23 protein-coding genes and 2 pseudogenes are annotated in these 18,393 nt (G+C 36.9%); 16 read left to right on the top strand and 9 right to left on the bottom strand.

The window, feature by feature from the left end; all coding sequences use genetic code 11:
* Together V7077_RS12405 and V7077_RS12400 are read left to right on the top strand one after the other, a co-directional pair.
* A partial coding sequence (locus V7077_RS12405; protein ID WP_335501909.1) for a BC1872 family protein occupies nt 1-285 on the top strand: 285 nt, incomplete at its 5' end.
* Nucleotides 286-673: 388 nt separating this feature from the next.
* A complete protein-coding gene (locus V7077_RS12400) occupies nt 674-1,459 on the top strand; it encodes an arylamine N-acetyltransferase family protein (RefSeq protein ID WP_335501907.1) in 786 nt (261 codons plus the stop codon).
* Between the two features lie 33 nt (nt 1,460-1,492).
* On the opposite strand, the gene V7077_RS12395 is transcribed toward V7077_RS12400, so the two are convergent.
* From V7077_RS12395 to V7077_RS12375, 5 genes are all read right to left on the bottom strand, one after another.
* Complete coding sequence (locus V7077_RS12395; RefSeq protein WP_335501905.1) at nt 1,493-1,696, bottom strand: YwbE family protein; 204 nt, start codon at nt 1,694-1,696, stop codon at nt 1,493-1,495.
* Complete coding sequence (locus V7077_RS12390) at nt 1,696-1,887, bottom strand: hypothetical protein (protein WP_215041881.1); 192 nt, start codon at nt 1,885-1,887, stop codon at nt 1,696-1,698. The genes V7077_RS12395 and V7077_RS12390 overlap by 1 nt, the downstream gene beginning before the upstream one ends.
* A gap of 115 nt (nt 1,888-2,002) precedes the next feature.
* Nucleotides 2,003-3,427: a Na+/H+ antiporter NhaC family protein gene (locus V7077_RS12385; protein ID WP_335501903.1), complete on the bottom strand. Its 1,425-nt coding sequence runs from the start codon at nt 3,425-3,427 to the stop codon at nt 2,003-2,005.
* A gap of 201 nt (nt 3,428-3,628) precedes the next feature.
* Nucleotides 3,629-3,778, bottom strand: a complete 150-nt coding sequence (locus tag V7077_RS12380; RefSeq protein WP_335501902.1) for an Arc family DNA-binding protein — start codon at nt 3,776-3,778, stop codon at nt 3,629-3,631.
* A 13-nt stretch (nt 3,779-3,791) separates the two neighbouring features.
* Nucleotides 3,792-4,652 carry an SPFH domain-containing protein gene (locus V7077_RS12375; RefSeq protein ID WP_335501900.1) on the bottom strand — a complete coding sequence of 287 codons (861 nt, stop codon included), beginning with the start codon at nt 4,650-4,652 and terminating at the stop codon, nt 3,792-3,794.
* Nucleotides 4,653-4,817: 165 nt separating this feature from the next.
* On the opposite strand from V7077_RS12375, the gene V7077_RS12370 reads away from it, so the two are divergent.
* The 5 genes from V7077_RS12370 to glnA all read left to right on the top strand — a co-directional run bounded on the left by V7077_RS12370 (nt 4,818) and on the right by glnA (nt 9,122).
* Nucleotides 4,818-5,339 (top strand): YfiT family bacillithiol transferase, encoded by a 522-nt coding sequence (locus V7077_RS12370; RefSeq protein WP_335501988.1) that lies wholly within the window; start codon nt 4,818-4,820, stop codon nt 5,337-5,339.
* A 43-nt stretch (nt 5,340-5,382) separates the two neighbouring features.
* The gene (locus V7077_RS12365; protein WP_335501898.1) at nt 5,383-5,868 is read left to right on the top strand and encodes a DinB family protein; all 486 of its coding nucleotides are present in this window, start codon (nt 5,383-5,385) and stop codon (nt 5,866-5,868) included.
* A gap of 79 nt (nt 5,869-5,947) precedes the next feature.
* On the top strand, nt 5,948-6,136 hold the full coding sequence (locus tag V7077_RS12360) for a hypothetical protein (RefSeq protein ID WP_335501897.1): 189 nt from the start codon (nt 5,948-5,950) through the stop codon (nt 6,134-6,136).
* Nucleotides 6,137-6,262: 126 nt separating this feature from the next.
* Entirely contained in the window at nt 6,263-7,432 is a 1,170-nt protein-coding gene (locus V7077_RS12355; RefSeq protein ID WP_335501895.1) for a DUF3800 domain-containing protein, read from the top strand.
* A 328-nt stretch (nt 7,433-7,760) separates the two neighbouring features.
* Nucleotides 7,761-9,122 (top strand): type I glutamate--ammonia ligase, encoded by a 1,362-nt coding sequence (gene glnA, locus V7077_RS12350; protein ID WP_335501893.1) that lies wholly within the window; start codon nt 7,761-7,763, stop codon nt 9,120-9,122.
* A gap of 142 nt (nt 9,123-9,264) precedes the next feature.
* Here the strand turns inward: glnA and V7077_RS12345 are convergent, their stop codons facing one another.
* Nucleotides 9,265-9,489 (bottom strand): ABC transporter, encoded by a 225-nt coding sequence (locus tag V7077_RS12345; protein WP_215041888.1) that lies wholly within the window; start codon nt 9,487-9,489, stop codon nt 9,265-9,267.
* Nucleotides 9,490-9,867: 378 nt separating this feature from the next.
* On the opposite strand from V7077_RS12345, the gene V7077_RS12340 reads away from it, so the two are divergent.
* Nucleotides 9,868-11,646, top strand: a complete 1,779-nt coding sequence (locus V7077_RS12340) for a PhoX family protein (RefSeq protein WP_335501889.1) — start codon at nt 9,868-9,870, stop codon at nt 11,644-11,646.
* A 77-nt stretch (nt 11,647-11,723) separates the two neighbouring features.
* Here the strand turns inward: V7077_RS12340 and V7077_RS12335 are convergent, their stop codons facing one another.
* Together V7077_RS12335 and V7077_RS12330 are read right to left on the bottom strand one after the other, a co-directional pair.
* Nucleotides 11,724-12,140 (bottom strand): YsnF/AvaK domain-containing protein, encoded by a 417-nt coding sequence (locus V7077_RS12335; protein ID WP_335501887.1) that lies wholly within the window; start codon nt 12,138-12,140, stop codon nt 11,724-11,726.
* A gap of 71 nt (nt 12,141-12,211) precedes the next feature.
* Nucleotides 12,212-12,754 carry a YsnF/AvaK domain-containing protein gene (locus V7077_RS12330; RefSeq protein ID WP_335501885.1) on the bottom strand — a complete coding sequence of 181 codons (543 nt, stop codon included), beginning with the start codon at nt 12,752-12,754 and terminating at the stop codon, nt 12,212-12,214.
* 305 nt (nt 12,755-13,059) lie between these two features.
* Between V7077_RS12330 and V7077_RS12325 the strand changes: the two genes are divergently transcribed.
* Both V7077_RS12325 and V7077_RS12320 read left to right on the top strand, forming a co-directional pair.
* Nucleotides 13,060-13,302 carry a hypothetical protein gene (locus tag V7077_RS12325; protein WP_335501883.1) on the top strand — a complete coding sequence of 81 codons (243 nt, stop codon included), beginning with the start codon at nt 13,060-13,062 and terminating at the stop codon, nt 13,300-13,302.
* A 180-nt stretch (nt 13,303-13,482) separates the two neighbouring features.
* Nucleotides 13,483-13,785, top strand: a pseudogene (locus tag V7077_RS12320) (cysteine hydrolase family protein); the annotation flags it as partial.
* Nucleotides 13,786-13,935: 150 nt separating this feature from the next.
* Here V7077_RS12320 and V7077_RS12315 read toward each other — a convergent pair.
* Nucleotides 13,936-14,231, bottom strand: a pseudogene (locus V7077_RS12315) (RNA polymerase alpha subunit C-terminal domain-containing protein).
* A 200-nt stretch (nt 14,232-14,431) separates the two neighbouring features.
* On the opposite strand from V7077_RS12315, the gene V7077_RS12310 reads away from it, so the two are divergent.
* The 6 genes from V7077_RS12310 to V7077_RS12285 all read left to right on the top strand — a co-directional run bounded on the left by V7077_RS12310 (nt 14,432) and on the right by V7077_RS12285 (nt 18,308).
* A complete protein-coding gene (locus V7077_RS12310; protein WP_335501881.1) occupies nt 14,432-14,812 on the top strand; it encodes a VOC family protein in 381 nt (126 codons plus the stop codon).
* A gap of 172 nt (nt 14,813-14,984) precedes the next feature.
* Nucleotides 14,985-15,434 (top strand): MerR family transcriptional regulator, encoded by a 450-nt coding sequence (locus tag V7077_RS12305; protein WP_335501878.1) that lies wholly within the window; start codon nt 14,985-14,987, stop codon nt 15,432-15,434.
* A 351-nt stretch (nt 15,435-15,785) separates the two neighbouring features.
* The gene (locus tag V7077_RS12300; protein WP_335501876.1) at nt 15,786-15,959 is read left to right on the top strand and encodes an SPW repeat protein; all 174 of its coding nucleotides are present in this window, start codon (nt 15,786-15,788) and stop codon (nt 15,957-15,959) included.
* Between the two features lie 177 nt (nt 15,960-16,136).
* Nucleotides 16,137-16,322 (top strand): hypothetical protein, encoded by a 186-nt coding sequence (locus V7077_RS12295; RefSeq protein ID WP_335501873.1) that lies wholly within the window; start codon nt 16,137-16,139, stop codon nt 16,320-16,322.
* A 252-nt stretch (nt 16,323-16,574) separates the two neighbouring features.
* Entirely contained in the window at nt 16,575-17,609 is a 1,035-nt protein-coding gene (locus V7077_RS12290) for a DUF3231 family protein (RefSeq protein WP_335501872.1), read from the top strand.
* Between the two features lie 144 nt (nt 17,610-17,753).
* The gene (locus V7077_RS12285) at nt 17,754-18,308 is read left to right on the top strand and encodes a YitT family protein (RefSeq protein ID WP_335501870.1); all 555 of its coding nucleotides are present in this window, start codon (nt 17,754-17,756) and stop codon (nt 18,306-18,308) included.
* Nucleotides 18,309-18,393: the final 85 nt, after the last annotated feature.

Genomic DNA, 18,393 nt, shown 5'->3' with positions numbered 1-18,393 from the left:
TGGAAGTTAAATAGATGGGACCGCTGGTATGATTATGAACAAGGGAAATTCATTCACGAGTCTGAGTTTCAGCCAGAACAGAACATAGACCATGCTATGCTTATTGTTGACCGGTTAGAAAGGCTAGGATTTACGTATGAAATAAAAGGATTGTCAAAGGTTTGTTTTAATGATTTTTGTGCAACAGGAGAATCATTGGCACAAGCAATTACGAATGCTGCCTTTGAAATTGTGGAACGAAATTCCGTAATGGATAGCACAAGATTGTGGCAGAAGCTGTGCTAAATTAAAGTTCAAAAAATAAGGGGAGTCACTGCTAAGATTTGAAGAGTGAGCTATTTAACGCTCGCTTTTTTTATTGTTCAAAAAAAAGACCTCTGATTAAAATAATCAAAGGCAATAATGGGCTCAGTGGTCTAGGCTAAGCCTAATAGGGAGGTCTAAACTCGAAGGAGTTTAAACATAAAAAAGAGTTAATGCAATTATCATTTAAGCATTATCAACTTAAATAAGATTAAACTACTTTAAACTTAATTTTTCCTTAAAATCATAAGAAATTTTATTTCTGTTGTTGCATATTTTTGTTGATTTTCTAAAAAATATGTGATTCTCGATTAGATGGTTTTGATACGTTATTTGATAGAATGAGGTCAGGAGATGAGGGAGAATCGTAATGAATAAACTAAATGGATTATTTTATGAAAGAATTGGATTGTCACAGGAACATCTTATAACTTTTGATTCATTAGCCACCGTTTTGGAAAAAACAGCCCAAACAATCCCGTTTGAAAATTTATGTATCATTGATAAGAAGACTAATGAAATTACGAAGGGGAACTTAATTAATAAAATTTTGGTTAGAAAGGAAGGGGGAATCTGCTATGAATTAAATTCACTTTTCTATTTTTATTTAATCACAAATGAATTTGACGCCTTCCTAGCTCGCGGTGTTGTGTTTAATCAAGCTAAACAAGAATATCAAGATCTTGGGAGAACCCATGTAACCATTCTGGTCAATCATGAAGGGCGAAGCTATGTTGTCGATACTGGCTTTGGTGGGAATTTACCGTTGAAACCCGTTCCCTTAACAGGTGAGCCGGTTACCTCTCATAATGGGGAATTTAGAGTTCGCAAACTAAATACGCAATATGGGAATTATGTGCTGGAGATGAAGCTTAAGCATAAAGATACAGAATGGAAGATAGGCTATGCCTTTGATAACAGGAATCCTATTTACGATGTGACGGAATTTAATGAAATTCAGTCAATTATCGCAGAACACCCCGAGTCTCCTTTTAATAAGGGGCCGTTACTTACACGTCTTACAAGTAATGGGAATATAACTTTAACGAATTCGACTTGGACAGAGTGGAAGGATGGGATAGCTTCAAAAGAAATAATTGAGGCTGAAAAATTTAAGGAGTTGGCAAAACAACAATTTGGGATAGAGAAAGAATAACAGAAAAAGCAACGCCATGGAGCGTTGCTTTCATTATTTTTCGTGATTGTGGATGACTTGTACCCTTCCAACCTGCCCATCTGAGAGTCGGACTTTGATGCCATGAGGATGGGTAGAGGAGTTGGTAAGTATATCTTTTACGATCCCTCTGGTCAACTTCCCCGTTCGTTGATCTGCTTTTAAAACAATATCAACCGTCAATCCTGGTTGCAGGTCTTTTCGATTTCGTCCGTTCATTAGACACCCATTTTTCTGCGGGTATTACTTGGCTTCTTTGTTTGCTGGCTTTTCATTTTCTGAGTTGCTTGGCTGCTATTTGCCTGCCCTTTGCCTGAAGCAGATTGATTCTTTTTGTTTGCTAACTGCTGCTTCATTAGATCTTGAAGACTAACCTTCTTTTTTTCTTCGGTTTGATTATTTTCAGTCATAGGAAATTCTCCTTTTTAAAATAGGTATTGTTATTATAGTATAATCTATTTTAAATGATTGTTAAAGAAGGCAAGACAAGGGTTTTAAAAATGACTGAAATGTCCTTAAAATCAACTAAATAAAAAACAACGCACTAACTAAGTATAAACCAATTGCAAGCGCAGCACCAATGACAGAAATCTTCAATTTAAAGCGGGCATACTCCACTAGTGGCATATCCAAAATTGACGCGGTCGTAATGGTAGTATCACCCAAGGGCGAAGTTAACGCACCAAATGCTCCGCTCGCAAACACCGCCCCGACCGTTAACGGAATCGATGCACCAGTAGAAACAGCCAGCGACATACCTAAAGGCATAAACAACCCCCAAGTTCCCCAGGAAGATCCAATAAAATAGCCGATTAAAGAACCGAGCACAAAAATAGTGACAGGGGTCAAAAAAGCTGGCAGAAATGAACCCAATGTCGAACTGATAAACTTTGAAAAACCTAGATCCTCCGCCGATAATGTCAAAGACCAGATGAGGACTAGAAGACTAATGGCTTCCATCATTTGATTTCCACCATCATAAAAATGGTATAAGATTTCATGCAAGGCTTGTCTCCTAATGATGTAGAACACAAATGATAAGACAAGTGTAATGAAAACGGCTAGCAGCATCACGAAGGTTGCATCTGCCATCGAAAAAGCTTCGAATACTGTTTTAGCCCCTTTATCTTTACCGTCTTTCCACAAAAGGAATAATGATAATCCTAGCAGTAAAAGGACGGGGAAGATTAAATTCCAAGGCTGTGCTTTGACTAAGGACAATTCTTTTTGTATGCCCGCTCGATGAAATTCATTTCCTTCTGCATCTAATAGCTCATGGTCACGTTGTCTAGCATGACCTCTCTTTTCCGGATTCCAAAAGGTAAATAGAATTCCAATCAATAGCATTACAATCGCAAAGAAATCAAACAAGATACTTAGCAGGAATACATGATAAGCTGACATGTCTAATTGTAATTTTCGGATGCTTCCTTCCACTAGTGAAACCATGAATCCCACAAATGCTGTCGCAACGGGTAAAAGGACAATGACTGACTCCGTGGAAATATCCATCATTAAGCCAACTCGTTGTTTAGGGACATTCATTTTTTTAATTAGCGATTTAACGACAGGGCCAATCATCATAATCCGGAACATTGGCATCATAAACGTGAAGGGAAGGGTGAGCCAAATGAGTCCTAAGAGTCCTCGTTCGGTCTTAATCCTAGCCCCAATCCATTCTGAGAATCCTTTAATGCCACCGGAAATATTCATCATCCCGACCAACCCGCCAAATAAATAAAGAAACCCGATAATTTTAATATTGTTTCCATTGGATAGGGTTGTAACAATATAAGAAACGGTTTGATAGGCACCTGCTAATAAATGAGTTTGAACAATAAAAGCGCCGGCCAGTAAGCCAACGACAAGGCCGGGCAAGATGTTTTTCAGCCATATTGACATGGAGATGACAATAATAAAAGGTAACAGAGAAAGCCATGTATGCTCCAAAGTCTCTTCCTCCGGTCATTTATCTTTAAACTATTTGTTTATTATTGCCAAGGTGGTGGACATTATGTCGTTGGAAAAGAAAAACCGCCTTTATTAGAGGCGGAAGTGATGTGTTAGAGGATTTTAATTGTCCGATAATGGAATAAACCCATTTCTGAATTTAAAATCCTAGCTTCATTTAGTAAATGAAATTATAAGTACTTATTTTAATCTATTCGCTTTTTTTGCAGCCTCTTTTAAAATTACCTCTATTTGGGCGTTCACACTTCGGAGCTCATCTTCAGCCCATTTTTCCAACACCTCGTATAACTTTGGGTCAATCCGAAGCGGAAATGCTTTTCGTTTACTCATTAACTACACGACCTTAATAAATACTTCCGGTATTGATAATTGGCTGTGTACCTTTTTCGGAAACAATCGCGACCATTAAGTTATTGACCATTTGAGCCTTCTTCTCTTCATCAAGCTCTACAATATCCTGTTCGGTTAGTTGGTCAATCGCTGCTTTTACAAGCCCTACTGCGCCGTCAACAATCACTTTACGAGCAGATAAAACAGCTTGGGCTTGCTGTCTTTGAAGCATCGCAGAGGCGATTTCCGAAGAATAGGCAAGGTGCATAAGTCTAGCTTCAATCACATCTACGCCAGCAACCTCCAGTCTTCTTTGAAGATCTCGAACCAACACGTCCGCGACTTCATCACTATTTTGCCGAAGGGTAAATGCACTTGTATTATTTTCGAATGAATCATAGGAATAGGTACTTGCAATATGGCGAATACCGGTTTCACTTTGAATTTGAATAAATTTTTCATAGTTCTCCACGTCATACAATGCTTTGGCTGCATCCCTTACTTTATAAACCACGACCGCAGCAATTTCAATTGGATTTCCTTCTAAATCATTTACTTTTAATTTCTCGCTGTTAAAGTTCGTAACTCGTAAGGAAACGCTTCGTTTGAAGGTAAATGGAATAGTAGCCCATAAACCTTGGTCCCGGATGACACCAAGATAAGTACCAAAGAATGTTAAGACTTTTGCTTCGTTTGGCTGAACAATCGTTAAACTTGTTGCAATAACTAATCCCAAGAGTAACACCACTATTCCAACCGTTTTTTCAGCAATTGAATCTCTTGTAACGATTAAAAATATGCCAATACCAACACAGGCTAAAGCAATAATAAGTGCGGCGAAACCATTCATTTTAAAGATAGACTTTTCCCTCATTTAGAATCCCTCCTAAAGGTAAAGTGATATAAAAGTGATATCACATTCATATCATAATCCACTAGTTCAAATAAGTAAATCCTTACCATAATTGAAATTAGTTACACAAGGAATATTTAAAATTGTGGTATAATTTGCTAAAATTAGGTAGAAAAGGGGGAGATTATCATGGACGAAAGGTATCCAATTGGGAAATTCGAATATAAAGGTGAAATAACCAACGAGGTTGTTAAGGATTGGATAGAAGAAATTGAAGAGTTACCCGAACTTTTAAGATCAGTTGTAAAAAATATGAATATGGAACAACTTGATACCCCTTACCGACTTGGGGGATGGACCGTACGTCAGGTTGTCCATCATATAGCCGATAGTCATATGAATGCATATATTCGTTTTAAATTAGCCCTAACCGAAGAAAATCCGGTGATTAAGCCTTACCAGGAAGAAAAATGGGCGGATCTACCCGATAGTAAATTGCCAATTAATGTTTCATTAGAACTCCTCACAGCCCTCCATAAACGATTAGTCCAACTACTTCGTAGTTTAAATTCGAATGATTTGAAAAGAACATTTTTGCACCCTGAATCAGGTGAAGTTTCTGTGGGCAGGAATATCGGCATGTATGCATGGCATGGCCGCCACCATCTAGCACATATTGAATCTTTAACTTCTCGTAAGGGCTGGTAAAACTCGTATTTTAATTTGAAATAAAAAAGGGTGAGAAATGTAGATGGAGGAAAATAACCAGATTCGAGAGGAAGTACTGCAGTCTGTCAGTGGCTTATCAGATGTTCAGTTAAATACACAACTGCAAGAAGGACGCTGGACAATTATGCAGGTACTCCAACACCTGTATTTACTAGAACGTGCGATAACATTTGCCATTTCAGATCAGCTGGAAAATGGACAAAAGAAAAGTATAAGTGATAAACCAATACATTCAGCCGTTAATCGGTCGACTAAGATTAAAGCACCTTCAATTGTGGAACCGGAAAATAAATTTATCACATTAGTTGAAATGAAAAAAAAGCTCTCTCAATCTAGGGAAGCATTAACGAAAGTGGTGGACACCGCTGATCCATCATTATTAGCACAAAGAGCATATCCGCATCCTGTATTTGGTGAATTAAGCTTAAAACAGTGGATTCCCCTTATTGGTTTGCATGAAAAAAGACATCTTGCACAAATTGAAGAATTGAAGGAAGAAATAATATAATTATTTTCTTTTTCATTTAGTCCATAATAAGAATGAGACTTTATCCAAGAAATTTGGAAAATGAAAAGGAGGAAAATGATTGGTACAAGACAACTCTAACTCCAAAAACACAAAAAATGCATCCAAGGCAGATGGAGTCATCCAGCCATTAATGTCAACAGGTACAACCGAACCGAGTTTTGATTGGGTTCCAAATGAAACCAACTCCACTACCGAACCAAAAATCGGGAATACTTCAATTGGTGAAAAAGAAAACAAAAACAGGTGAATCTTTGAGTTAGGGCGCTAATTATTAGTGTCCTTTTTCTTGAAAATAGCATTGGATAGGAGGTTTGAATGAAATTTTGTTGAACTTGTATATAACGACAAAATTTCATTTCAGGGTGGTGCAAAGATGGAGGAAATCCAATATGCTTTTATAGATGAATTGGGAGATGATCAGTTTGATTTTGAAAAGGGGAGGGGGTCCACCTATTTTATTATTGCATCTATTCTCCTAAAAGAATCAAATAAAGCGTCTTTAGAAAGGGAACTTGAACAGATTAGCCAAAAGTACTTTCAAACTGGCGTAATGGATCCAAACATTATTGACCAGGATCCAACCCAAACCATGCAGCTTATAAATGACCTTAAGGACTTACCATTTAGTATCTATGCCTATGTTATTGATAAAAGAAAAATAAGAGAAGACCATGCAATTTTATATAGAGTCCCTTTCCTAAAGTATTTAAATAGACAAATCTATGATGACTTAAATCGAACGTTCGAACAACTGGATTTTGCAGCCGAGGAACAAGAATCTAAACTATTTATTAGATCATTTAACCATTATATGAAAACTAGAAGCATACCGGATTTATTTAATTATTCCACCTTCGGATTCAACCAAACGCGTTCAGAGAACATTCCTCAGCTAGCGAACCTAATCACCAGGATTCTTGCAACAGGATATGAAAGAACAATCTATTCGGATCATTACCGTTCTTTTTCCAAAATCTTTAAAAGTAAGATTGCTGCAGTAAACCTTCTGCCCCAGGACTATAAAAACTTTCTTTTTGACTATCCCTCAGAGCATCATCACTCAAAATCTGACGAAATTATTATAAAGCAAGCTGTTAATTTAACGTATAAATATATTGAAAAGTATCGAAAAAGCGAAGATGAGGATGAGAGGCTTCGTTTAGATTTTCTAAAGTTTCTGTTATTTAATTTGAAGGAAAATCCGGACGAGTATGTATATACTGAAGAAATTTTAGATAATCTGAATGCTATTCGAGATGTCAAATTAAATCCGCATAATTTTCGCTCTAACATTGTTTCTAAGCTGCGGGACAGCGGATTATTGATTGCAAGCAGTAATAAAGGCTATAAATTGCCAGTATGTCTAAACGACTTATACGATTTTGTGAATTTATCGAGTCTCACCATTCATCCCATGATTCAAAGAATAGGAAAGTGCAGGGATCAAATTCTCCTCGCTACCAACAACGAGATCGACATTCTAGAGCAAAAAGAATATGATTACCTGAAAAAAATAATCGATACGGGGAAATTGAAAATTTAATTTTTACTTAGTAGTTAGCAAGCTGCAAAATTGGAATTAAATAAATTTTTGATAAAAGGGCTGCCCGCATCTGGAGCAGCCCTTAAAACGTTTACCGATGGACTTAGAATCATATTGCATATTTTTGTATATTTATTTATCATTATACACCTATTGATAGAGATATACCTTTATTTAATAGGGTGTAAATGAAAACGCTTCCGAAAAAATTAGAATAAATATTCAAAAAAATATACAAAAAAGGATTGTCAAACTTGTATTTATAAAATATAATCTAGTTATTAAATGATGTGACAAAATATAACATGAAAATGAGAGGTAATGTGACGTGGCTGGAACACTAATTTCAAACGCTTCTACTGAAGCAACTTTAGAGCAAATCAAAGAAATCATCAAAGCAAAAAGTGTTGAACTATTACACTTGCAATTTGTCGATATTGAAGGAATTTTAAAACACGTCACGGTTACAAGTGCGCAATTAGAGGACGTAGTAGAAGGTAAAATGATGTTTGATGGATCTTCTATCAAAGGTTTTTCACCTATTAATAAATCAGACCTTTATCTTCAACCAGATTTAGCAACATTTGCGGTTCTACCTTGGACAGTACAAGAGGGATATTCAGAAGCTCGTTTCCTCTGCTCAGCAGCCAATCCAGACGGCACTCCTTTCGAAGGAGATACAAGAAATGTATTGAAAAAAACAGTAGACCGTGCAGCTGATAAAGGATATACCATTTCAGTAGGTCCAGAGTTAGAGTTTTTCTTATTTAAAAACGATGACAATGGATATGCAACTACCGAGCTAACGGATAAAGCAGGTTATTTTGAGCCATCTCCACATGATCTTGGTGAGCGTGTTCGTTTAGAAATCTACCGTGCATTAAAAGCAATGGGCTTTACGATTGAAGCTTCTCACCACGAAGTAGCGGAAGGTCAACATGAGATTAACTTTAAATATGCGGATGTACTAACGGCAGCAGACCTTGCTACTACCTATAAATGGGTTGTAAAAACAGTGGCAAAGAAATTTGGTATGCATGCTACCTTTATGCCAAAGCCAGTATTCGGAATCAACGGTTCTGGTATGCATGTAAATATGTCATTCTTTGAGGGAAGCGAAAATGCGTTTTTTGATCCTACAGATGACATGCAATTATCAGAAAAAGCGTATCAATTCATTGCGGGTGTATTAGAAAACGTGAAGAGCATTGCAGCGGTAACAAATCCGTTAGTAAACTCTTATAAGCGTTTAGTACCTGGTTATGAAGCTCCTTGTTATATCGCATGGTCTGCATCAAACCGCTCAGCGTTAATTCGTATTCCTGCAAAGAGAGGTCTTGCTACTCGGGTAGAATTACGTTGTCCAGATCCATCTTCTAACCCTTATTTAACATTTGCAGTTATTGCATCTGCTGGTTTAGACGGAATCGAAAAAGGTCTTGAGGCACCAGCACCAATTAATGAAGACATCTTCCACATGAATGAAGAAGAAAGAGCATTCAGGGGAATCGATAACTTGCCAGGCAGCTTAGCTGAAGCTGTTAAAGAATTAGAAGCAGGAGAAATTGCTGCTAAAACACTCGGGGAACATGTTTACAATGAATATGTATCGATGAAGAAAGCAGAATGGGATAGCTACCGTACGGCTGTTCATGCATGGGAAATCGAAAACTATCATTCAAAGTTCTAATTTTTAATAAAAAAAGCGGGATAAGGCCAATTACGGCACTTGTTACCCGCTTTTTTTATTAGTTTTGATTAAGAGTGCTAAAAGATCGAGACAGTCTTTAGTATGTTACAGGAATGAATACCTATTATTTACCTTGGTTTATTCACTTACAGTGATGCCATGCTTTTTTGAAAACACATAATCCGAAGATAAGGAACGCTAGAATGCCTATTAAAGCAATTAGGAAGTTGATAACAGTAACAAGTAAACCACCTAGACCGATAATTCCAAGTAAAGTGGTAATCCAGCCCAATACAACAGCAAGTACCCAAAATACCCCTGTTAAAAATCCAAGGAATGCTCCCCAGCAAAAATGATTAGAACTCATTTATTCTCACCCCCTGTCATCGGTTGTTCACCAACAGTGTATGCGGTTACTAGATAATTTGTTTTCTTAAAATAGAAAAAGAGGCAAATGACCTAACCTAATTCGGAGTTGAAAAGCTGGGAAGCAGTCCAGATTTATCGATCGCTTTACTAAGCATAACAAATATGAATATGCCTTTGTCTTTGCTGCAGGACATATAAACGGAATCAAACTACTTAAATCACACAGACCAGATTACCTTTTTTGAGTCTGGTCCACTTTTTTGTTGATAAATAATTCTAAAAATTTACACAACTCAAATACTCCCTTCACATGGACTTAATGGTTTCTCGTTATTGTTTTAAGAGTAAACCAAACCAAACTTGGGAGTGAGATAAATTGAAAAAAGTTTTAGTACCAGTACTTGCAGCAACGTTTACACTATCTTCGTTTAATGCCGTTATGGCAGCCCCTAAAGAACCTGTCAAAATTAAATCAGTTGAATTCATCGGAATGGATGCACCAAAGACCGAGCAAGAAAAGGCCGAGTTAATGTATTCAAAGGCATCTGTGAAGGTGACCTACAATGACGGAACAAAGAAGACGGTTCCTCTCAGCTATGAAACCTTGTTTAAGCCTGGCGATGTGATTAACGGAAAAATTGCTGGAGTGACCATGAATGCAAACGGGCAAGTAATGACCAAATCAAATGGAAATCCGTATGTATCGACAGCTCCCGATATGAATAGCTTGATGAAGGTTTCTGGATTACCTGAAAATACATATTATTTGATCAGTCACTATGAATCCATGCCGAAAAACGAAAGTGGTCTAGAAAATCCAGGAACTATGAGTCTCAGCACCGTGAAGATGGATCCTGCTACTGGTGAATTGACTGTCATCGACATAAAACCTATCGATTTTTCAGCAGTTCATGGGATTTGGAAGCCATGTGCAGGTTTATTGACTCCATGGAATACCCATCTTGGCTCGGAAGAAACAGATCCAGATGCTAGAGCACATGAAAAAAATCCTTCTGCATCTGCTGTTACTAATTTCATGAAAAACTATTATAATGATCCAACTCTAATTGGCAATCCATACTTCTATGGCCACGTACCAGAAGTAACAGTAGACGCAAAGGGTTCCACAAAGGTAGTCAAACATTACAGTATGGGAAGAATGGCCTTCGAACGAGTGAAGGTAATGCCTGATAACCGAACGGTTATTTATGGAATCGACAGTAATCCTGGCGGGCTGTTTATGTATGTCGCTGACAATGAAAAGGATTTATCAGCAGGTACACTTTATGCGGCCAAATGGGTCCAAACCGGTACGGAGAATGGTGGTTCGGGAAATCTTGAATGGATTAAGCTTGGCCATGCTGACGATAAGGAAATAGAGAAGCTAGCTGAAACAACCAAAATCAGTGATATTTTTGAGGCAACAGATGATGCTGTTAAAGGAAAAGCGGAAGGCTACAAAGCGATCAAAACAGCCGCAAATAGTGGGAAAGTGGAGTGGGTGAAAGTCAAACCAGGTATGGAAACGGCTGCAGCGTTCTTAGAAACCCATCGTTATGCGGCTTATCTCGGCGCAACTGTTGAATTTAATAAGATGGAAGGTCTTGATTTTAACGAAAAAGACAATAAAGCTTACGTTGCTATCTCGTACCAAGAAAAAACAATGTTAACTGACCCTGCTGCACCTGCAGATGATATCCAACTCCCAAAGATTAGTTCAGGGGGAGTGTATGAACTATTTTTTCAACCTAACAGAAAAACAATGGACGGCATGAAAATCAACAGTCATTATGTACCAGTAAGCATGACAGGAACCTTAATTGGCGAAGATTTAGCAGCAGCTCCGGACGCGGACGGAAACACGGCCAACGTTGATAAAATTGCGAATCCCGATAACGTAGTGTTTTCACAGGATATGAGAACTTTATTTATCGCTGAAGATTCCGATAAACATGAAAACAACTATACATGGGCATACAATGTCGATACGAAAAAACTTTCTAGGATCCTATCAGTACCGGGAGGCGGGGAATCAACCGGCTTGCAAATGGTCGATAACCTTGACGGACATACTTATTTAATGAATAGTTCACAAAATCCAGGATATGTTGGTTATATTTCAGGGCTTCCATTTATGGGGAAAGATAAAAAATAACTGGTTGAAGAAGTCTGGAATGCAGTCTTGCTTTTACGCAAGGCTGCTTTTTATATTATTAAAAATGTCAACGCAACCTAGGATAAAGGATCATCGTCATCTAGTTTTACATTACCAACAGTTTCTATGTGGACTTTCTCTTCTTTTAAGGTTTCCTGAACCCGGATAAGTTCTTGATATTGATTCTTATCTATTTCAACATCATTTAGTATAGCTGGGGTTAATTTGACCTCAATCCGCTCTTCAGATAAAGGTATACAGACGGTTTCCAATTTTGTATCCGCTGGATTTTTTGGATTGGCTAGCTTTTTCTCAATAATTAGGTCCTCTCGTGTGATAGGAACCAAAATTTGTTTTTCCTCCGCATACTTTTTCTTATAGATGGTAACTTCGGCAGTATCAACCCATTTTTTATTTAATTGCATTTCTTCCTTATGTAATTGGAGCGTTATTTCATTTTGTGGGTTCAATGGTGAATTTGGCTGTTTAGTCAACTAAATTTCCCTCCTTTGGAAAGTGATGAAACACCTATTCATTGCTGAGCAATGAATAGGTGTTTTTTTTTTTAGCTGTTATTAATATCGCTAAAGCTTGACGCATCGGAAACCACATTCACATTTCCAGTCGTATCAACATGAGCTTCTTCGCGTTTGAGAGTCTCCTGGACTTGCTGCGTTTCCTCAACTTGACGTTTTGAAGCGGAAATCTCCTCAGTAGTTACTGCATACTTGTTGACCTCCACTTGTTCCTGTGACACTGGAATAGTGATCGTCTCCTGGGAGATTGAAGATGAATCGCTTCGTTCGTTATTCATAGGGGTTCTCGTGATGACAACTTCCTCGTGCATGACAGGAACGTCAACCGTTTTTTGTTCTTCAACAACATCTTTAGAAATCACGACATCACCGGCATCGACACTATTTTTCGTAATGTCGAGCTCTTCTTTATGAAGTTGAAGGGATCCATCATTTTGACCACTTTGACTATTTTGGCTATCTTGGCTAGTTGAACTGGTTGCATTGCCTTGATTGCTTGAAGTGGATTGGTTATTTTGATTTTCCGTGTTTTGTGAATTGTCATCGCTGAATAAACCTAAGAAGTCGCTCATAAAAATCCCCCTTGTAAGTTGAATGGTCAAGCCTTTAATATAATGTGCGCTAGAGAAATCTTTATTCTTAAAATGAAATTGAAAAAAATACTAACTAATAGGCTGAATAAAAATGATAGTTCCTTTTATTTTGGGTTCCTTTATATCATAAAAACCTTAGCAGACCGTAAATATAATTTGTAATTCAAATTATATCCTTTTTTAAAAATGTGGAAGGAACATGTTGATTTTTGGACACAGAGCTTTAATTAAATATGTGATATTCTGAACATACAATAGTAATGAAGTACTTGGAGGGTGTAAAAATGAGCTGTAGTTGTACATCGAAATTAAAAAATGGAAAAGACGTCGTGGATCATGTGAAAAGCAAAGGGAAGGAAAACTTTGCACCGACAGTGGCGCACGAAATTTCGTGTGAATGTGGAGAAACTTTTATCTTAAAAACAATCGTTATGAATTGTCCAAACTGTGAAATGACCTATGCGGTTACACCTTGTGGATCAGCCGATAAAAATAATATTAAGCAAGCAGGACTAAAATACGCCTAAGTATCATATTAAAATAAGCTATAAAGATTCAGTTTCTAAAAAAATTACTGAATCTTTATGGCTTATTTTTGATTTATGTGAGTATAATCAGTAATATTTTAAAACCGTATGTAAATGAAGCATGAATAAATATTATTAGTAATCCTCGAAGGAGTTTACCACACATGAAGAAGTCTTTCCCTTCAACCCCTGCCAAATGAACCGGTCGTAACAAAGTATCGAGTTAGTGCCTTCGCTGGAAGCAACCTTGAAGTCATCCTACGATCGAAGAGGATTGACACGTTAATATTGAGTGGGATTGCGACTAGTGGAGTCGTTCTTTCGACAGTAAGAGAAGCAGCGGATAAAGATTATGCAATAACGGTACTATCGGATTCCTGTCTCGACGGTGACCCTGAGGTTCACCGTGTTCTGACTGAAAAAGTGTTCCCGCGTCAAGCAGATGTGATGTCAGTTGAAGAGTGGGTTAATTCTTCGGAATAGCAATTTATCCCCAATTAACCTATCTTGTGGCACACATGAGCTACTGAATGCACATGATTTTGGACAAGCGTAAGCAAAAAATAATAAAAAGGTAATAACAAGGTAAGAGCATTTTAAGACAATAAGATAGTTATAAAACATATTATTCAGCTATTTTGCTTTGAAAGATAAACCCTTTTCCTCCAAAGCTGCCTTAAGTTTCGGTAAAGAAGCTGGTCCCATACCATGTAATTTCAAGATCTCGTTTTCACTGAAGGTGGACAGCTGATGTAAAGAAGTGATTCCATTGTTTTTTAATGCTCGTCGGGCTGGGGACGAGAGAATGGAAAGAAATCCATTGGCAGGTTTCTGATCTTTATCACAAATTGGCAAGTCGGACAGTCGCTGCTTTTATAGTATTTATGGCCCTTGGAGCAGGTCCGTAAACTTTTAGTTGATGATGTCATGTTCAATGTCTCCCCTTTTTAAACTTTTCAGTCGATTTATTAATAATGTAATTATCTTTTACTTAATATTTTAACATCATTTTCCATAAAAAATGTATCTATTATTAATTTGGTTGGGTAAAATTGAATAGTATATAATTTATTCCTATCAATAAATTGATAGGAATCATCATTTCAAAATGGTATAGAGGGTGAACTGTATGATTAATATGTTAGGGCAAGTAATGTTGTATGTAAATAATCAAGATGAGGCAGTGAAATTTTGGACTGAAAAATTGGGGTTTAAGGTAATTTCAGACGAAGATAACGGTCAAGGTTTGCGATGGATTGAAATTGCTCCAACTACTGAAATCGGGACAAGTATTGTCCTTCACAACAAGGAACTAATTTCTAAAATGCAGCCTGAATTAAATCTTGGTACACCTTCGTTAATGTTTTTTTCAAAAGACCTTGATCAATTATATACTGACTTATCAAAGCAAAACGTTACGGTTGGTGAAATGGTCACTATGCCTACTGGCAGAGTGTTCAATTTTGCAGATAGTGAAAACAATTACTTTGCCGTATTGGAAAAAAAGTGAAGATGAGGTGAAATATTAATAATAAGGGGATGCTGAGCAGCATCTCTTTTTATTTAGAGAAAAAAGGTACAAAGCCTGGTTAATAAATGGATTTACTTGGAAGTTATCCATGTGTTTTAATAGATTTATATCTTTTATCCAAGTTAACTTTGTACAAAGTAGGTGTTTCAGCATGACGAATAATGAGATTTACGATGTATGGACCATTGACGCGGTTTCACGGCAACTTGGTATTACCCCAAGAACGCTTCGATATTATGAGGAGGTAGGTCTTATTTCCCCTGGATTACGAACGAATGGAGGGCATCGTCTTTATGATCAAAACACGATTGACCGCCTTAAGCAAATCTTGCGCTTGAAGGATTATTTGGGAATCTCTCTTCAAGAGATACAGGAAGTTATGGACGCAGAGGAGTCGCTTAATGAGATACGACGTACATTTCAAAAGAATATCGAAAGTTCTGAGGAAAAAAGAGTGTTGGTAAGGCAGTACATAGACGTTCTTCACAACTTGATAGAAAAAATGAATATGAAAATAGAAAACGTGGAAACCATGCGCGATCTTTACCAAGAGCAAGTGGAACGCTCTTTACACTTTATGGACGAATTGGATAAAAAGTAAAACGGGTCTAGCTGCAAATGATAAAGCAGCTTTTTCAGCTCAGGTTCACTAATCCATAATAATCGTCCGTTTTTTTTATTACTTTATTGCGTTAAATTAAAGAATCTTCATAAATCCTTACAGCAACCGCACGTCACCACACTCAACAGATCACCCTTTTTGTAATACCCTACACTATTTAAAAAACAACTTATACTCATCACTCCATATGCAGCTATCTATTTTCGATTCATCAAAAAAATAAAGATAACTTCTTACATGAATTGGAATATATTCTCATAAGTTTCATATGTTTTAATGACGTTGACATTAACGTTAACGTTAATGTCAATTATTAAATAGGAGGTTTTTATGATGTGGCAACTTTGGCTTACTGGACTGATCGGTGTCTGGCTCATCATTTCTCCATGGGTGTATAGTTTCACCAGCAATGCGGGCGCTATGTGGAATAGTGTCATTTTTGGAATCATTGTCTTAATTCTTGCTATTTGGTCAGCTGCGGCTCAAAAAAACAATCATTCTTAGATTCAAATTTTAACCGGCCAACGCAGAGGTCTGATAATTATCTGCCTCTGCTATTGGCTGAATAGATAAGGACAAGGAAGAAGCAGAGTAACAACAAGCAGGGTGACAGGACTTTTTGCGGCAACTGATTCACAGCTGTAGCAATAGATTTCAATAATACAAGGGAGCGGATGCGTAATGGAGTATACAGTTCGTAAGATAAGAACAAAAATATTTACGGGTCCACCAAGTGATGTCGAGGGACAGGTCAATGTTTTTTTAAATACCCTTGACCAAATGAATTTCGTCGATCTTAAGGTAGCAAATTTGGACGGAGGAACGATTTCTGTAGTTGTGGTGTATAAGGTTGTGCAAAAACTATAGCTGTCTAAAATCATAAAAAGTTGCTGTAATAAAACTGTGATAAGGATCTAACCTTGGCTTTGACAAAAGGCGGCTCTTTTTCATTTTTATAGCAAAAATAGTTTATGTGCTGAAGGATAAATAAAAGAGCTGAATGCTCTTTTTTTATTTATCTTTCTTTTATTTTTAACCCAAGTATTCTCTGATTCGGTACCAGTATATGATTTCATATGGAGGGAAAACTAACCCAAAATAAGGATGAAGGGAATACCCATGAAAACGATTAAACCTATTAAATTAAGTTCAAATAAAACTAATACAAAAGAAAAATTAACATCAGCAGAAATGGGCAAACTCTGGGCAACTTATTCAGGAAACAGTATGGCGAAATGCGTTTTAAGCTATTATCTTCAACACGTTGATGATGAGGATATTAAAACTTTATTAGAGAATGCCTTAAAATTATGCAAAGAGTTCATACAAACATCTAAAGAAATTTTTGAAAAGGAAAACTTTCCGATTCCAATAGGATTCAGCAAAGAAGATGTAAACCTTGGTGCTCCTCGGTTATTTGAAGATCAATTCTATGTTCATTACCTAAAATATGCAGCTAAAGCCGGTATGAGTATTTATAACGTAGGATTACCACTAGTTTATCGGAAGGATGTAACAGAGTTTTTTACATACTGTATGCATTCCACCATGGATTTGATGGAACAAATCAAAGAGATCCTGATGAACAAAGGATTTATCATCAAACCACCAATTATTCCTGTCCCTGATAAAGCAGAATTTGTTCATCAGGATTTTTTAAATGGTTTTTTCGGACATGTTCGGCCTTTGCATGCTTTAGAAATTGCTCATTTTTACGATAATATTGAAAATAATGTAACGAGTAAAGCTCTTATTATGGCATTTGCACAAGTGGCAAAGGATGAAAAAGTTAGGAAGTTATTTGAAAAAGGCAGGGAACTTACAGCTAAAAATGTTGAAGCGTATATGCAGAAGCTTTCGGATGAAAATTTGCCGTCTCCACCCTTTCTTGACCATTTAGTAACAGCATCTACATTTTCTCCTTTTTCAGATAAGCTAATGTTATTTCATAAGATGGATATGTTTTCAATGAAAATAAGAGCGTTTGGAAATTCAGTTGCCGTAAATGGAAGGCATGATGTAGGGATAATCTATTCAAAATCATTAATGAAAATCTCCCTTTTTGTGGAAGAAGCCGCAAAATTGATGATCGAAAAGGGATGGATGGAACAACCACCAAAAGCAGTGGATAGAAAAAATTTAGCAGCAAATTAGAAGTGAGTTGAACTAAAAGAAATGTACCATTCTAATAGCTTACCCCGTCCATTTTTCACTTGTCCAATATTAATAATCTAGAGATATAGACATATGTATAGAGTAAAAAGACAGGACAAGGTGATATGAATTTTCCAGAAATTTATGGCTACAATCATTGGAAGCTTGCTATTAGGAATTGGAGTCAACGCTTTCCTTGTACCCAATCATTTAATTGACGGCGGTGTTCTTGGTATTGCCTTAATACTTCATTACTTCTTTCATTTTCAGACTGGTGCTATAATGGTGGCTTTGAGCCTCCCGATTTGTTTAATTTCATCGATAAATGAAAGAGAGTATTTTTTTAGCAATTTACAAGGGCTGATGTTTTCTTCATTGTTTATTGAATTGCTTACTCCCCTTCGTAATCAATTTTTTGTTTCGCACCTTGCCAGTGCATTAATAGGAGGTGTCATTATTGGGTCGGGCGTTGGTCTAATGCTCAGATATAAGACTAGTACGGGAGGCACGGACCTGCTCGCTAAAATAATAGCAGAAAATTTCACCCTAAATATAGCACTTGTGATCATATTCATTGATGGCCTGATTGTTTTAGCAGGTTTTACTGTACTGGCATTAGACACCTTCCTATATTCATGCGTGGCTATTACCATTGTTGGTTTAACCACTTCTTTCATTAAAGGAAATTCCTCTTTGTAGGCTAGAAAACGAAAAAGAGGAATTAAAATTAGGTTTTAAGGGTTGACGAATGTAAAAAAAAATAATAAAATAGGGAAAATTCAAA

The organism is Neobacillus vireti (genome assembly GCF_036962465.1).
Classification (GTDB): Bacteria; Bacillota; Bacilli; order Bacillales; family Cytobacillaceae; genus Neobacillus; species Neobacillus vireti_B.
Note: the sequence above shows the minus strand (reverse complement) of the source record. Positions and strands in the feature narration are given on the sequence as shown.

Bases quoted from the DNA above. Each gene is read 5' to 3' on its own strand.
- V7077_RS12355 (WP_335501895.1), top strand. From the start codon at position 6,263: ATGGAGGAAATCCAATATGCTTTTATAGATGAATTGGGAGATGATCAG.
- V7077_RS12365 (WP_335501898.1), top strand. From the start codon at position 5,383: ATGGAGGAAAATAACCAGATTCGAGAGGAAGTACTGCAGTCTGTCAGT.
- V7077_RS12305 (WP_335501878.1), top strand. From the start codon at position 14,985: ATGACGAATAATGAGATTTACGATGTATGGACCATTGACGCGGTTTCA.
- V7077_RS12375 (WP_335501900.1), bottom strand. From the start codon at position 4,652: ATGAGGGAAAAGTCTATCTTTAAAATGAATGGTTTCGCCGCACTTATT.
- V7077_RS12310 (WP_335501881.1), top strand. From the start codon at position 14,432: ATGATTAATATGTTAGGGCAAGTAATGTTGTATGTAAATAATCAAGAT.
- V7077_RS12395 (WP_335501905.1), bottom strand. From the start codon at position 1,696: ATGAACGGACGAAATCGAAAAGACCTGCAACCAGGATTGACGGTTGAT.
- V7077_RS12345 (WP_215041888.1), bottom strand. From the start codon at position 9,489: ATGAGTTCTAATCATTTTTGCTGGGGAGCATTCCTTGGATTTTTAACA.
- V7077_RS12295 (WP_335501873.1), top strand. From the start codon at position 16,137: ATGGAGTATACAGTTCGTAAGATAAGAACAAAAATATTTACGGGTCCA.
- V7077_RS12380 (WP_335501902.1), bottom strand. From the start codon at position 3,778: ATGAGTAAACGAAAAGCATTTCCGCTTCGGATTGACCCAAAGTTATAC.
- V7077_RS12300 (WP_335501876.1), top strand. From the start codon at position 15,786: ATGATGTGGCAACTTTGGCTTACTGGACTGATCGGTGTCTGGCTCATC.
- V7077_RS12390 (WP_215041881.1), bottom strand. From the start codon at position 1,887: ATGACTGAAAATAATCAAACCGAAGAAAAAAAGAAGGTTAGTCTTCAA.
- V7077_RS12400 (WP_335501907.1), top strand. From the start codon at position 674: ATGAATAAACTAAATGGATTATTTTATGAAAGAATTGGATTGTCACAG.
- V7077_RS12325 (WP_335501883.1), top strand. From the start codon at position 13,060: ATGAGCTGTAGTTGTACATCGAAATTAAAAAATGGAAAAGACGTCGTG.
- V7077_RS12290 (WP_335501872.1), top strand. From the start codon at position 16,575: ATGAAAACGATTAAACCTATTAAATTAAGTTCAAATAAAACTAATACA.
- V7077_RS12330 (WP_335501885.1), bottom strand. From the start codon at position 12,754: ATGAGCGACTTCTTAGGTTTATTCAGCGATGACAATTCACAAAACACG.
- V7077_RS12285 (WP_335501870.1), top strand. From the start codon at position 17,754: ATGGCTACAATCATTGGAAGCTTGCTATTAGGAATTGGAGTCAACGCT.